The sequence below is a fragment of the Nocardioides sp. Root190 genome (assembly GCF_001428565.1).
Classification (GTDB): domain Bacteria; phylum Actinomycetota; class Actinomycetes; order Propionibacteriales; family Nocardioidaceae; genus Nocardioides.
The window spans coordinates 162536-177568 of the sequence record NZ_LMIA01000008.1; the positions used below are offsets into that span (position 1 = coordinate 162536).

Below are 15033 nucleotides of genomic sequence, written 5' to 3' on the forward strand. Positions count from 1 at the left end.
CAGCACCGAAAGGAGACGAACGTGCGCAGGCTCCTCCTCCGACGGCTCGCCGCGACCGTTCCGGTCCTCTTCCTCGTGTCGATCCTGGCGTTCTCGCTGGTCCAGCTGGTCCCCGGTGACCCGGCCGTGACCCTCGCCGGTGACTCGCCGACCGACGCCCAGATCGCGGCGATCCGAGACCAGCTCGGCCTCAACCAGTCCCTCTTCGGCCAGTACTTCTCCTGGCTGGGGTCCGTCCTGAGCGGTGACCTCGGGACCTCGCTCTTCAGCGCGCAGCCGGTCCTCGACGCGATCAACCAGCGGCTGCCCGTCACGCTGTACCTGGTGCTCGGCGCTCTGGTGACGGCCGTGCTGCTGGGGGTGCCGCTCGGCGTCATCGCCGGCGCCCACCACGGACGCATCGCCGACCGGATCGCCAGCGTGATCACGGCCGTGGCCCTCTCGGCCCCGAGCTATGTCGTCGGCCTGGTCCTCATCGTCTTCCTCGCCAACCGGCTGCAGTGGTTCCCGCCGACCGGGTACGTCGACCTGAGCGCCGGTGTCGGGGAATGGGCCCGACACCTGGTCCTCCCGTCGATCGCGCTGGGCCTGGTGCCGGCGGCGATCCTGGCCCGCCAGCTCCGCAGTGCGCTGATCGGCGTCCTGGCCCAGGACTACACCCGCACCGCGACGGCGAAGGGACTTCCCCGCCGCACGGTCCTGCTCAAGCACGCCCTCAAGAACGCCGCCGTCCCGGGCGTGACCGCACTGGGGACCCAGATGGCCGTGGTCATCGGCAGCACCGTCCTGATCGAGCAGATCTTCGGGATCCAGGGGCTCGGGGCACTCGCCTACAACGCCGCGCTCCAGCAGGACATCCCGGTGATCCAGGGCGTCGTGCTCGTCTGTGCCGTCGCCGTCCAGGTGATCAACCTCGGCGTGGACGTCATGTACGGATGGCTCAACCCGAAGCTGAGGGCAGCATGAGCAGCTCATCGATCGGCGCGTCCGGCGCCGTCGCTCCGCGGGCCAGCCTCCTGCGGGCCGTGACCCAGAACCGGTCCGTACGGCGTTTCCTGCGCAACGTCCCGGCTCTGATCGGGCTGGTGTTCCTCCTCGTCCTGGTCCTCGCGGCCGTCCTGGAGCCGTGGATCCTGCCGCACCCGCCGAACCAGCAGGACCTCGACAACACCTTCGTCGCCCCCTTCACGCAGGGCGCGCACCTGCTCGGCACGGACAACCTGGGCCGCGACGTGCTCTCCCGGATCATCGCGGCCGACCGCGTCGCGCTCCGCGCTGCCGCCACCGCGGTGACGGTGTCGATGCTGATCGGCATCCCGCTCGGCTTCGTCGCCGCCATGGGCGGCAAGTGGGTGGACCTCATCGTGATGAGGCTGACCGACGCACTGCAGAGCCTGCCGCCGCTGATGCTCGCGATCGCGCTGCTCGGTGCGATCGGGCCCGGCCTGACCAACGCCATGGTCGTCATCGGGGTCGTCTTCTCGCCTGCCTTCCTGCGCATCGTGCGGGCCGCGGTGATGGAGATCCTGAGCGAGACCTACATCGAGGCGAGCCGCAGCATCGGTACGCCGACCCTGCGCCTGGTGCTGACCCGGATCGCGCCCAACGCGCTGCCGCCGGTGCTCGTGCAGGCCTCCATCGTCACCGGCATGGCGCTCATCGCCGAGGCCAGCCTCAGCCTGCTGGGTCTCGGTGTGGCACCGCCCCAGGCCAGCTGGGGCCTGATGATCTCCCAGGGCTACAACTTCCTGTACCAGCAGTCCTCGCTGGTGATCGTCCCCGGCGTGGTGCTGGCCCTCGCGGTGCTCGCGCTCAACCTCGTCGGAGACGGACTCCGCGACTCGATCGGCCGCGTGAGCGGGGACGGGAACGACCGATGACCGAGACCCTCGCCACCAGCTCGGCCGCCACCGCGAAGGGCCGCACCGTCCTGTCCGTGGAGGACCTCACCGTCGAGTTCCGCATCGGCGGGGACTGGACCGGCGTCGTGACCGGTGTCGACCTGTCCGTCGACGCCGGCGAGACGCTCGCCATCGTGGGCGAGTCCGGCTCGGGCAAGACGGTCACCTCGATGTCCCTGCTCGGTCTGCTGCCGCCCCGCCAGTCGCGGGTCACCGGACGGATCGAGTTCGAGGGACGTGACCTGCTGACGCTGCGCAAGCGCGACCTCGACCAGGTCAAGGGCGCCGGGATCGCGATGATCTTCCAGGAGCCGATGACCAGCCTGAACCCGGCCTTCACCGTCGGTGAGCAGATCGCCGAGGCCGTCCGCCGCCACCTCGGGCTCAAGAGGCGGGCAGCGATGGCCACCGCCATCGAGGCGATGAAGGCCGTCGGGATCCCCAACGCCGAGCAGCGTTCCCGGTCCTACCCGCACGAGTTCTCGGGTGGCATGCGCCAGCGGGTGATGATCGCGATGGCGCTGAGCTGCGAGCCGCGACTGCTGATCGCCGACGAGCCGACCACGGCGCTCGACGTGACGATCCAGGCCCAGATCCTCGACCTGCTGCGTGGGCTCCAGGAGGAGCGCGGGATGGCGATGATCTTCGTGACCCACGACCTCGGGGTGGTCGCGGAGGTCGCCGACCGGGTCGCCGTGATGTACGCCGGCAACATCATCGAGCAGGCAGCCGTGGGCCCGTTGTTCGCTGATCCCCGGCACCCGTACACCGCAGGCCTGCTGCGCTCGATGCCCACCGGGCCACGTCACGGTGGCGAGCCGATCTTCTCCATCCCGGGCGCGCCGCCGCGTCCCGCCGACTTCCCCGCCGGCTGCCGGTTCGCGCCGCGCTGCGACTTCGCCACCGACGTGTGCGCCGAGCCGCAGGCGCTGCTGGAGGTCGGCATCCGCCACGAGGCCCGGTGTGCACGGACCACCGAGCTCACGCTCGCCCTCGAAGGGAGCATCCATGTCTGACCAGGTCCCTGCCCTCGTCGCCGAGGGCGTGAGCGTCGAGTTCGGGCGCGGCCGCCGACGCCTGCGTGCGGTCTCCGACGTGAGCCTGGCCGTCGAGCCCGGCAAGACCCTCGCGATCGTGGGGGAGTCGGGCTCGGGCAAGTCCACCGTCGCCAGGGCGATGGCCGGACTCGTGCCGCTGCACTCCGGACGGGTGAGCCTGTTGGGCGAGACCTTCGCGCGGCCGAGCCGGGCGCAGCGGCGCAACATCCAGATGGTCTTCCAGGACCCGTTCTCCTCCCTCGACCCGTCGTCGTCGGTGGGGAGCTCGCTCGCCGAGCCGCTCATCGTGCACGAGAGGATGTCGCGGGTCGACCGTTCCCGCCGGATCGCCGAGCTGCTCGACGACGTGGGCCTCCCACGCGACTCCGCCCGTCGCTACCCGCACGAGTTCTCGGGCGGCCAGCGCCAGCGGATCGCCATCGCGCGAGCCATCGCGACCCACCCGAAGGTGCTGCTGCTCGACGAGGCCGTGAGCGCCCTCGACGTGTCGACGCAGAACCAGATCCTCGTCCTGCTCAACGACCTCCAGGCCCGCTACGGACTGGCGTACGTCTTCATCTCCCACAACCTCGGTGTCGTGCGGTGGATCGCAGACGAGACGCTGGTGATGTACATGGGTCACGTCGTCGAGCGCGGACCCACGGAGCGGGTCCACACCTCTCCGGAGCACCCGTACACCAAGGCCCTCATCGCCGCGATGCCCATCGCCGACCCGAGCAAGCGCGACCTGCGGGCCCGGGTGCTGATCTCCGGTGAGGCGCCCGACCAGTTCGCGAAGCCGAAGGGCTGCATCTTCGCCAGCCGTTGCCGCGACGTCACCGACGCGTGCACCTCGGTGCCACCGATACCCACCCCCCTCACGTCCGGGGGCGCGGTGGCCTGCCACCTCACCGCCCCCGAGCTCGCCCTCGCGGGAGCCCCTGACCGGGCTGCCGACCTCACCCTCACCACGGAGAAGTCATGAAGATCGAAGACGTCAAGATCACCGTGTTCCGCCGCCCCGGCGACGGAACCAAGATCAAGGGCCAGTCCATGCAGCACCTGACGAGCGACATCGTCGCCCTCCAGGTCATCAGTGACTCGGGGCACGTGGGAGAGACCCTGAGCCTCGGCGGTGGCATGGGCATGGGCCACTACCTCGCCTCGTCCATCAGGCCGTTCCTGCTCGGGCGGAACCCGCTCGAGCGCGAGGCCAACTCGAAGGAGATGTGGGACCTGAACCGGCTCTGGTTCAGCCCGCTCTTCATGGTGGGCACCGCCGACGTCGCCCTGTGGGACCTGTACGGCAAGATCCGCAATGCGCCCATCCACGAGGTCCTCGGTACCTTCCGGACGAGAATCCCGACCTACGCCAGCTCGATGACGCACACCACCGTCGAGGCGTTCGTCGAGGAGGCAGTGCAGTTCCAGGACCTCAACTACCACGGGTACAAGCTGCACGTCCTGGGTGACCCGGACTTCGACATCGAGTGCTGCAAGGCCGTGCGCGCAGCGACGCGGGACGACTTCAAGCTGATGGTCGACGCCGTGTCGGCGTACGACCACGCGGGTGCGCTCAAGGTCGGATACGCGTTGCAGGACCTGGGCTACCACTGGTTCGAGGAGCCGCTGCGCGACTACGACCTCGCCGGCTACCGGATGCTCACCGAGCGTCTCGACATCGCGATCGCCGGCACGGAGACCAACGAGGGCGGCCTGATGGCGCGCGCCGAGTGGGCCGCCTCCAACGCCTGCGACATCATCCGGGCGGACCCGTCCTTCACCTACGGCATCGGCCACACCCGCAAGATCGGTGCGCTGGCCGAGGCCTTCGGCAAGAACCTCGAGATCCACACCAACCCGAACCCGATGATGGACGCCGCCGCGCTGCACGTCGCGCTGTCGCTGCCGAACACCGAGTTCTTCGAACAGCTCGTGCCCACCCACACCTTCGACTTCGCGGTCGAGCAGACCGTGCAGGTCGACAGCCAGGGCTACGCCGTCGCTCCTGAGGGCCCCGGACTCGGCCTGAAGATCGACTGGGACTACGTGGAGAAGTACAAGATCGCCGAGCTCTGAGCCCGCCCCACCTCCCTGAACTGCCCGGCGGCCTGACCGCCGTACCCCCGTATTCCACCCACTCGGCTGCGGGCGCGGACGAGCGCGCCCTCAACCACCCAGAAAGGTCCGACGATGACGCTCACCAGCCGCCCGGAGGGACAATTCACCCTGGCGGACCGCTTCGGGAGCCAGCAGGACCAGACGTACCTGACGGCCATCCAGGCACTGGTCCGGATCCTGCTCGACCAGCGACGCCGTGATGTCGCGCACGGGCTCGACACCGGGGGACTGGTCTCGGGCTATCCGGGGTCGCCGCTGGGTGGTGTCGACGGTGAGATGGCCAAGCAGTCCGCACTGCTCACCGAGCACCGGGTGGTCCACCGTCCCGGGCTCAACGAGGAGCTCGCGGCCACCGCGCTGTGGGGTGCGCAGACGGTGACCGAGCTGCCGGGCGCGACGGTCGACGGTGTGTTCGGGATGTGGTTCGGCAAGGCGCCGGGCGTGGACCGGGCGGCCGACGCGCTGCGGCACGGCAACATCCGGGGGGCGGGTCGCCACGGCGGCGTCCTCGTCGTCGCGGGCGACGACCCCGATGCGGCGTCGACGAACTTCCCGACCGACAGCAACGGCATGTTCATCGACTGGGGGATGCCGCTGCTGTTCCCCGGCAACGTGCAGGAGATCCTCGACCTCGGCGCGCACGGCTACGAGCTCTCGCGCCTCAGCGGACTGTGGATCGGCTTCAAGATGGTCACCGAGACCGCTGACGCCTCCGGTTCGGCCGACGTCGATCCCGACCGGCTGACGTTCGTGCGTCCGGACGTGGCCGGCAGCGACGGTCAGCCGTTCCAGCCGGTGCTGCGGGTCAACACCCCGGGCGGACCGATGCGGGAGGCCGAGCGCGACCTCGTCGAGGAGCGCAGGACCATCGCCGAGGAGTACATCCGGCTCAACCGGCTCAACCCGATCACCGTGGACCCGCAGGGCGCCCGGGTCGGCATCGTGGCGGCAGGCAAGACGTACTACGACCTCCTCAAGTCGCTCGCGGAGATGGGTCTCGACGAGACCGTGCTCCACCGGCTCGGTGTGCGACTCAAGCGGGTCGGCGCGCTGTGGCCGGTCAGCGACGGCGAGTGGCAGGAGTTCGCCGACGGCCTGGCGCACGTGGTCGTCGTGGAGGAGAAGAAGCCCCTGCTCGAGCGGTTCATCAAGGAGTCCTTGTACGGCCGGGCCGACGCCCCCCAGGTCATCGGCAAGCGAGGTCCCGACGGTCGCTCCGTGCTGCCCGAGCACGGCGCCCTCACCAGCGACATCCTCACCCGCCGCGTGGGTCCGGTGCTGCGGGACCTGCTCGGTCCCGACGTCCTGCTCCCCGAGGTGGTCCGGCCGCGGACCATGCTCCCGCTGGTCACCTCGCGCAAGCCGTTCTTCTGCTCCGGCTGCCCCCACAACCGCTCGCTCATCGCGCCGGAGGGCGCGACCGTGGCTGCCGGCATCGGCTGCCACATCCTGGAGCTCGTCGTGCCGCGCGAGGAGTACGGCGAGATGGCGGGCTACACGCAGATGGGCGGCGAGGGCTCGCAGTGGGTGGGGATGGCGCCGTTCACCGCGACCCCGCACATCTTCCAGAACGTCGGCGACGGCACCTTCCACCACAGCGCGAGCCTGGCCCTGCGCTCGGCGGTCGCGGCCGACGTCAACATCACCTACAAGCTGCTCTACAACAGCGCCGTCGGCATGACCGGCGGGCAGGAGGTCGCTGGTGGCATGAGCGTCCCCGCCCTCACCAAGCTGTTCGAGGCCGAGGGCGTGCGACGCACGATCATCACCACCGACGACCCGAAGAAGTACCGCCGGGTCAGGCTCGCGCCGGGCGTCGACGTGTGGCACCGCGACCGGCTGATCGAGGCCCAGGAGGTGCTCGCCACCGTCCCCGGTGTGACGGTGTTGCTGCACGACCAGTACTGCGCTGCCGAGAAGAGGCGACTGCGCAAGCGCAAGCAGATGGCCACCCCCACCCAGCGCATCGGCGTCAACGAGCGGGTGTGCGAGGGCTGCGGCGACTGCAACGCCAAGTCCCAGTGCCTCTCGGTGCAGCCCCTCGAGACCGAGTTCGGCCGCAAGACCACGATCCACCAGTCGTCCTGCAACTTCGACTACTCCTGCGCCGACGGCAACTGCCCGTCCTTCCTCAAGGTCGAGACCAAGGACGCCGTACGCCGCAAGCGCGACGTCGCCGAGGCGCCGGCCGTCCCCGAGCCGCCGCAGCTCGTCGACCAGCAGCGCTTCAACATCGCCATGACCGGGATCGGGGGCACCGGCGTCGTCACGATGAGCCAGGTGCTCGCGACCGCGGCCGCGATCGACGGCAAGCTGGTCCGCAACCTCGACCTGACCGGGTCCAGCCAGAAGGCCGGCCCCGTCGTCTCCCAGCTGCAGGTCTTCACCGACCCGTCCGCCGAGCCCGCGGCGCAGATCGCCGAGGGCGAGACCGACCTGTTCCTCGCCTTCGACCTGCTGACCTCGATGGCGCCCAGGAACGTCGCCCTCGCCTCGCCCGGTCGCACCGTCATCGTGGCGTCGACCTCGATCACGCCGACTGCCGACATGGCGGTCGACCCGAGCATCGCCTACCCCGACGCCGGTCTGCTGCTCGCCGAGCTCGGCGAGGTGTCACGCGCCGCGGACAACGTCGCCGTCGACCCGAACGCGATCGCCGAGGCGATCTTCGGCAACCACCTGATGACCAACACAGTGCTCGTCGGTGCGGCCTTCCAGGCCGGTGCGCTCCCGATCTCGGCTGCCTCGATCGAGGCGGCGTTGCGCGCCAACGGCGCCGCGGCCGAGGCCAACATCAATGCCTTCCGCTGGGGCCGTGCCGCCGTCGCCGAGCCGGAGACGGTCGCTGCACTCGTGCAGGCGAAGAGGCACGTGCCCGCGGCGACCATCTCGCCCGAGCTGGCCTCGGCGATCGATGCGCTGCCGGCCGGCTCCCGGACGCGTGACCTGCTCGAGGTCCGGGTGCCCGAGCTCGTGGCCTTCCAGTCCGAGCGTCTCGCGAAGCGCTACGTCGAGCTGGTGCAGCAGGTGGCCCAGGACGAGCTCGGGCAGCACGGCGAGGTCGGCCGGCTCACCGAGGCCGTCGCCTTCCAGGCCCACCGGCTGATGGCCTACAAGGACGAGTACGAGGTGTCCCGCCTGCACCTGCTCGAGTCCGCCCGGGAGCGGGTCGAGGAGGAGTTCGGGGTCGGCGCCAAGGTGTCCTTCTACCTCCACCCGCCGATCCTCAAGGCACTCGGCATCGACCGCAAGATCGTCGTCGGTCCGTGGTTCCGCCCCGCCTTCGCGCTCCTGGCGTGGCTGAAGTTCCTGCGGGGCACGCGGCTCGACGTCTTCGGGATCGGCCGGGTGCGCCGCGTGGAGCGCGCGCTCGTCGAGCACTACGTCTCGCTGGCCCGCTCAGCCGGTGCCGCGGTGGATCGGGTGGGTCGTGACGAGCTCGTCGCGCTGCTCGAGCTCGCTGACGGCGTACGAGGCTATGAGGAGGTCAAGCTCGCCAACGTGGAGGAGTACGCCGACGCGGTGCGCCAGCGCGCGACACTGCTCGGGCTGACGCCGCACCTCGAGGGTGTGGTCACGTCCGTTGGCGGCTGACCCGCTCGCTCCCACCGGTGGTCACGGCGACGGCGGACGCGAGACACAGCGCCGCCAGCGTGAGGGCGGTCCAGCGGAAGGCGGCTTCGTCGCCGCCGTACGCCTCCACCAGGGCGATGGTGATCGCCGAGCCGATGGCGAAACCGGTGTAGCGCATCAGCTGGTTGAAGCCCAGGGCGCTGCCGGTCTCGGACCGCGGCACGTGCGGGACCATCAGCATCGGCAGCGAGGAGAAGGTGAAGCCACTGCCGATCCCGCCGATCGCCATCACCACCAGTGCCTGCCAGAAGGTGCCGTGGGCGAGGGCGAGCAGCACGAGCGAGGAGGCGAACACCGCGCCACCGAGGGGGAGCAGCACGCGTGGACCGGAACGGCGCGCGATCCGCAGCGCGACCCGGCTGCCTGCGATGCTGAGGAGTGCGTAGGGCACCAGCACGAGACCGGCGGACGTCGCGCCGCGGTCCAGGCCCCAACCGGCGTCGCCGTTGCCCCGCACGAGGAGCACGACCAGCGTCAACAGGGTGTACATCGCCGTCGCGATCATCACGGTGAACAGATGGATGCGCAGGAGAGCCGGTCGGGCGGCGAGCACGAGGTCCACGAGGGGTTGGCGGCCGCGGCGGGTCAGCCGGATGCTGCGTGCGCCCCACCACAGCAGGAGGGCGACGCCACCGCCGGCCAGGCCCAGGACCGGCGCCGACGTCCAGCCCCAGGCGGAGCCCTGGCTGACCGCGAGGAGCGCGCCGACCAGACCGAGCCCGACCAGTCCCACGCCCCACAGGTCGACGGCCTGGGGCTCACCCTCGGCGTCGTGGGGCAGGTGGCGCCACCCGAGCGCGAGGGCGATCGTCACCATGGCGGCACCGGCGAGGTAGGCGCCGGCGACGCCCGAGACCTCGGCGAGCACGCCGGCCACGGGATAGCCGAGCCCGGCACCCGCGACGGTGGCGACGGACAGCAGCGAGAGGCGGCTCACCAGTCGCTCACCGGACCACGCGTCGCGGGCCACGGCCAGGGCGAGCGGCGGAATCGCGAGGCCCACACCCTGGAGCGCCCGACCCGCGATCAGGACACCCATCCCGGAGACCTGTTCGGCGACGGCGGCGAGCAGGCATCCGAGGAGTACGACGCCGAGGCCACTGAGGACGACGGGGCGCCGCAGTCGGCCGCTGCCCCAGCGGCCGAGCGCAGGCGTGGCGGCGGCCGCGGCGATGAGGGTCGAGGTCAGGGCCCACTGGGCGGTGGCCAGCGAGACGCCGTGGTCGGCGGCGATGCTGGGGACCAGGGGCGCGCCGAGGCTGCTGACGATCGCGGTGACCACGGTGACGGCGGCGAGCGTCGCGAAGAGCCAGCCGTCGCGTCGGTGTCCGTTCGCTGTCACGCCCCACAGTCTGACGGTGGCTGCGGGGAATACCCCGGCGGCCCCGAGCGTTGTGGCCGGGTGCCCAATGACTCGCGTCGGATCTCGCTGCTGCTGGGCCTGCTCTTCGGTCTGACCGGCATGGGCTCTGCTTCTGCTGCGATCGCCGTGCCGCTCCTGGGCGCCGATCTGGAGGTCTCCACCGGAGCTGCGACGTGGACGATCACCGTCTACATCCTCGCGCTCGCCGTCACCACCGCGACCTACGGTCGCCTCGCCGACCTCATCGGCATCAGGATCCCCCTCGTCATCGGAATCTCCCTGATGACGGCAGGCGCGCTGATCGCGGCCTTTGCGCCCACCTTCGACGTCCTCCTCGTGGCGCGCCTGATCCAGGGCGCGGGTGCCGCCGCCGTACCCACCCTCGGGGTGGTCGCCGTGAGCGCCCGGTACGACGGCGAGATCCGCGGTCTGGCCCTCGGACGCCTGGCCGCGATGGCCGCGGCCGTCACCTCGCTCGGCCCGCTCGCGGGAGGCCTGGTCGAGGCGGGCTTCGGCTGGCGGGCGGTGCTCGCGCTGCCCGTCCTCGCCCTGCTCGTCGTGCCGTTCATCTGGAAGGCGCTGACGGCCGAGGGCACCGGAGCCGCGCTCGACATCTTCGGTGCCGTGCTGGTCGCGTTGACCGCAGCGGGCGCCGTGCTGCTCATCCAGTCCCCGTCGACGGGGGCGGTGATCGCCGTGACCGGCGCGGTCCTGCTGCTGACCGGGATCCCGGCCGTGACCTTCTGGACACGCCGCCGCCCCGACGGCTTCCTGCCGCTCGACGTGGTGCGCAACCAGACGGTCGTGCGCAGCGCGTTGTCCGCGGCGTCGCTGCCGGCGGCCTGGTTCGCCTCGCTGATCGCGATGCCGGCCGTCCTGCTGGACCACGGCTGGGAGCCCTACCAGGTCGGCCTGCTGCTGCTTCCGAGCGTGGCGCTGTCGGTCGTCCTGCCCCGGATCGCGGGCGCCGTGATCGCCGCCTTCGGCCCGGTCCGGGCGATCGGGATCGCCGCTGCGGTGGCGTCCGTGGCGATGCTGATCTGTGCCCTGGGCGCCGAGCTGGCGAACCCGACCCTGCTCGCGCTGTCCCTGTTGGTGGTGTGCGCCGCCTTCGGGATCGGTCAGCCGGCGCTGGGCGCGGCGGTCGGGGCAGCGGTCGACGACCACGTGCGTGGTGTCGCCCTCGGCATCGCGACCCTGGTCTTCATGACCGGCGGCTCGATCGGCTCCGCCGTCGTCGGTGGGCTCAGCGAGTTCGTCGACGAGTCCGGCAGCCTGATCGTGCTGGCGGTGCTGCCGCTGCTCAGCCTGCTCGTGCTGGCGCCCGAGATGCGCCGGGCGGCAGCAGCGGCCCGGGAGGCCGGGACGCCCGGCAAAATCAAGGAGGTCCCGGCCGCCGAAGCGGCCGAGACCTCGTCCTGAACTACTTGTTGGCCTTCTTGGCGCGGCTGGTGACCTTGGCGCGCTCGTTGGCCGAGAGCACGACCTTGCGGATCCGGACCGTCTCCGGGGTGATCTCCACGCACTCGTCCTCGCGGCAGAACTCCAGGCACTGCTCGAGGGACAGCTTCTTCGGCGGGATGAGCTTCTCGAAGTTGTCGGAGGTGGCGGACCGGATGTTGGTCTGCTGCTTCTCCTTGGTGATGTTGACGTCCATGTCGTCGGCGCGGGAGTTCTCGCCGACAATCATGCCCTCGTAGACCTCGGTGGCGGGGTCGAGGAACATCGTGCCCCGCTCCTGCAGCGACGTCATGGCGTACGCCGTCGTGGCACCCGCACGGTCGGCGACCAGCGAGCCCGACTGGCGCGAGCGGATCTCGCCGGCCCACGGGAAGTAGCCCTCGGAGATCGAGTGCGCGATGCCGGTACCGCGGGTATCGGTGAGGAACTCGGTGCGGAAGCCGATCAGGCCACGGGCCGGGACGACGAACTCCATCCGGACCCAGCCGGTGCCGTGGTTGGTCATGCCCTCCATGCGGCCCTTGCGGCCGGCCAGCAGCTCGGTGATCGTGCCGAGGAACTCCTCGGGGGCGTCGATGGTCAGGCGCTCGAACGGCTCGTGGACCTTGCCGTTGACCTCCTTGGTGACCACCTGCGGCTTGCCGACGGTGAGCTCGTAGCCCTCGCGACGCATCTGCTCGACGAGGATGGCCAGCGCCAGCTCGCCGCGGCCCTGCACCTCCCAGGCGTCGGGACGCTCGGTCGGCAGGACGCGGAGCGACACGTTGCCGATGAGCTCGGCGTCGAGGCGGTCCTTGACCAGGCGGGCGGTGACCTTGTGGCCCTTGCCGCCCTTGCCGACCAGCGGGGACGTGTTGGTGCCGATGGTCATCGAGATGGCCGGCTCGTCGACGTGGATGAGCGGCAGCGCGATCGGGTTCTCCGGGTCGGCCAGGGTCTCGCCGATGGTGATGTCCGGGATGCCCGCGACGGCGACGATGTCGCCGGGGCCGGCCTTCTCGCCGGGCTTGCGCTCGAGGCCCTCGGTGATGAGGAGCTCGGTGATCTTGACGTTCTTGATCGCACCGTCGCGCTGGATCCAGGCGACCGTCTGGCCCTTCTTCAGGGTGCCCTGCTTGATGCGGAGCAGCGCCAGACGACCCAGGAACGGCGAGGCGTCGAGGTTGGTCACGTGCGCCTGGAGGGGCGCGCCCTCGTCGTACACGGGGGCGGGGATGTTCTCGAGGATCGTGCGGAACAGCGGCTCGAGGTCGCTGCCCTCGGGCAGCGTGCCGTTCTCGGGCTTGGTCAGCGAGGCGATGCCGGCCTTGCCGGAGGCGAACACGACGGGGAAGTCCAGGGCGTCCTGGGCGTGGGTCTCGTCGAGCAGGTCCATGAAGAGCTCGTACGTCTCGTCGACGACCTCGTCGATGCGTGCGTCGCCGCGGTCGGTCTTGTTGACGACCAGGATCACCGGCATGTCGGCGTTGAGCGCCTTGCGCAGCACGAAGCGGGTCTGCGGCAGCGGACCCTCGGAGGCGTCGACCAGCAGCACGATGCCGTCGACCATCGACAGGCCGCGCTCGACCTCGCCACCGAAGTCGGCGTGACCGGGGGTGTCGATGATGTTGATGACCATGTCGCCATTGGCCATCTCCTGGGCGGAAGGACCGCGGTAGTGCACCGCGGTGTTCTTCGCGAGGATCGTGATGCCCTTCTCGCGCTCGAGGTCACCCGAGTCCATCACGCGATCGGCAACACCCTCGGCCTGGTGCGCACTGAAGGCGCCGGCCTGGTGGAGCATCGCGTCGACGAGGGTCGTCTTGCCATGGTCGACGTGGGCGACGATGGCGACATTGCGGAGATCGGAACGACGAGTCTGGGACACGAGGGTCCAGCCTACTCGGGGCGGACCTCTCGACTCGCATCCTCGCGCAGCGTGCGACCCCGTGGACTTGCTCATCTAGACTCGGCCCATGCAGACGATCGGCCTCATCGGCGGTATGTCCTGGGAGAGCAGCGCGGCCTACTACGTGGCCCTGAACCAGGGCGTGGAGAAGAGCCTGGGTGGCTTCCACTCAGCCAAGACCGTCCTGGCGTCGGTCGACTTCGCGGAGGTCACCGCCCTCGGCGACGCCGAGGACTGGGACGGTGTGGCCACCATCCTGCGTGGCGCGGCGGAGTCCGTCGAGCGTGCCGGCGCCGACTTCCTGATGCTCTGCACCACGACCTTCCACCGCGTCGCCGACCAGGTCCAGGACGCCGTCTCGATCCCGCTGCTGCATCTCGGCGACGTCGTCGCGGAGTCCTGCAAGGAGCAGGGCGTGGAGTCCGTCGCCCTCCTGGGCACCCGGTTCGCGATGTCGCGCACGTTCTTCACCGACCGGATCGCCAGCCACGGCCTGGAGGTCCTGGTGCCCGATGCCGGCCACCACGACGAGCTCAACCGGATCATCTACGACGAGCTCGTGCACGGGAAGGTCCTCGACGACTCCCGCCGCTCGGTCGTCGGCGTGATCAGCGAGCTGTGGGACGCCGGCGCCGGCGGCGTGATCCTCGGGTGCTCCGAGCTGGAGCTCCTCATCCGCCAGGCCGACTCCGAGATCCCCGTCTTCGGGTGCACCAGCCTGCACGTCGCGGCGGCGCTCGACCGCGCCCTGGCCTGAGCCCCGGTCGGACTCCCGGGCCTGTCTCCGGGCCTGTCAGGCGCCCCCGGCCCCGGCGGGTCAGATGCGGTGGACCTTGTGCTGGGCCGCCTGGGCCCGCGGCTTGATGACCAGCTCGTCGATGTTCACGTGCGGCGGTCGCGTCGCGACCCAGGTGATCGCATCCGCGACGTCGTCGGCGACCAGCGGGTCCGGCACGCCGGCGTAGACCGCGTCCGCCCGCTCCTGGTCACCCTCGAAGCGCACCAGCGAGAACTCGTCGGTCCGGACCATGCCGGGCGCCACCTCGCTGATCCGCACCGGCTGGTCGAACAGCTCCAGGCGCAGCGTCTGGGTGACGGCCCTGGTGCCGTGCTTGGCGGCGGTGTAGCCCGCGCCGCCCTCGTAGGTCAGCCGACCGGCGGTCGAGCCGACGTTGACGATCACCCCGGCGCCGCTGGCCACCAGGGCGGGGAGCAGCGCCCGGGTCACCTGCATCAGTCCGATCACGTTGACGTCGTACATCCGGCGCCACTCGTCGGGGTCCGCCTCCGCTACGGGCGAGAGACCGAACGCGCCACCGGCGTTGTTGACGAGCACGTCCAGGCGGGGCCCGACGGCAGCGGCGAGAGCGGCGACCGAGTCGGCGTCGGTGACGTCGCACGGCACCGCACGACCGCCGATCTCGGCGGCCAGCGCCTCGATCCGGTCGGTACGCCGAGCGGCACAGACGACCTCGTACCCCGCGCGGGCGAGGTGACGGGCAGTGGCGGCGCCGATGCCGCTGGAAGCTCCGGTGACGACGGCGAGGGGGGAGGCCATGACCACCATTCTTGCTGCAAGGGAATGCCGGGCACACTGGGAGGGTTGAGGCGATCGCCGGGGCGCGCGCG

The 15033-nt window shown here is 70.7% G+C and carries 11 protein-coding genes; 8 read left to right on the forward strand and 3 right to left on the reverse strand.

What is annotated here, in order from left to right:
- Window positions 1-21: 21 nt before the first annotated feature.
- From ASE01_RS07215 to ASE01_RS07240, 6 genes are all read left to right on the forward strand, one after another.
- The gene (locus tag ASE01_RS07215) at window positions 22-966 is read left to right on the forward strand and encodes an ABC transporter permease (RefSeq protein ID WP_056749511.1); all 945 of its coding nucleotides are present in this window, start codon (window positions 22-24) and stop codon (window positions 964-966) included.
- Window positions 963-1880 (forward strand): ABC transporter permease, encoded by a 918-nt coding sequence (locus tag ASE01_RS07220; protein WP_056749512.1) that lies wholly within the window; start codon window positions 963-965, stop codon window positions 1878-1880. The genes ASE01_RS07215 and ASE01_RS07220 overlap by 4 nt, the downstream gene beginning before the upstream one ends.
- Window positions 1877-2917, forward strand: coding sequence for an ABC transporter ATP-binding protein (locus ASE01_RS07225; protein ID WP_056749513.1), 1041 nt, complete (start codon window positions 1877-1879; stop codon window positions 2915-2917). The genes ASE01_RS07220 and ASE01_RS07225 overlap by 4 nt, the downstream gene beginning before the upstream one ends.
- Entirely contained in the window at window positions 2910-3923 is a 1014-nt protein-coding gene (locus ASE01_RS07230) for an oligopeptide/dipeptide ABC transporter ATP-binding protein (RefSeq protein WP_082605891.1), read from the forward strand. The genes ASE01_RS07225 and ASE01_RS07230 overlap by 8 nt, the downstream gene beginning before the upstream one ends.
- On the forward strand, window positions 3920-5017 hold the full coding sequence (locus ASE01_RS07235; protein ID WP_056749514.1) for an enolase C-terminal domain-like protein: 1098 nt from the start codon (window positions 3920-3922) through the stop codon (window positions 5015-5017). Before ASE01_RS07230 ends, ASE01_RS07235 begins: the two co-directional genes overlap by 4 nt.
- 114 nt (window positions 5018-5131) lie before the next feature.
- Window positions 5132-8653, forward strand: coding sequence for an indolepyruvate ferredoxin oxidoreductase family protein (locus ASE01_RS07240; protein ID WP_056749515.1), 3522 nt, complete (start codon window positions 5132-5134; stop codon window positions 8651-8653).
- On the opposite strand, the gene ASE01_RS07245 is transcribed toward ASE01_RS07240, so the two are convergent.
- Complete coding sequence (locus tag ASE01_RS07245) at window positions 8634-10034, reverse strand: MFS transporter (protein ID WP_056749516.1); 1401 nt, start codon at window positions 10032-10034, stop codon at window positions 8634-8636. The genes ASE01_RS07240 and ASE01_RS07245 overlap by 20 nt on opposite strands.
- Before the next feature lie 60 nt (window positions 10035-10094).
- Between ASE01_RS07245 and ASE01_RS24800 the strand changes: the two genes are divergently transcribed.
- Window positions 10095-11477, forward strand: coding sequence for an MFS transporter (locus ASE01_RS24800; RefSeq protein ID WP_056749517.1), 1383 nt, complete (start codon window positions 10095-10097; stop codon window positions 11475-11477).
- Window position 11478: 1 nt separating this feature from the next.
- Here the strand turns inward: ASE01_RS24800 and typA are convergent, their stop codons facing one another.
- Window positions 11479-13383: a translational GTPase TypA gene (typA, locus tag ASE01_RS07255; RefSeq protein WP_056749518.1), complete on the reverse strand. Its 1905-nt coding sequence runs from the start codon at window positions 13381-13383 to the stop codon at window positions 11479-11481.
- 88 nt (window positions 13384-13471) lie between these two features.
- On the opposite strand from typA, the gene ASE01_RS07260 reads away from it, so the two are divergent.
- On the forward strand, window positions 13472-14161 hold the full coding sequence (locus tag ASE01_RS07260) for an aspartate/glutamate racemase family protein (protein WP_056749519.1): 690 nt from the start codon (window positions 13472-13474) through the stop codon (window positions 14159-14161).
- Window positions 14162-14221: 60 nt separating this feature from the next.
- Here ASE01_RS07260 and ASE01_RS07265 read toward each other — a convergent pair whose 3' ends face one another.
- Window positions 14222-14962, reverse strand: coding sequence for an SDR family NAD(P)-dependent oxidoreductase (locus ASE01_RS07265; protein ID WP_056749520.1), 741 nt, complete (start codon window positions 14960-14962; stop codon window positions 14222-14224).
- Window positions 14963-15033: the final 71 nt, after the last annotated feature.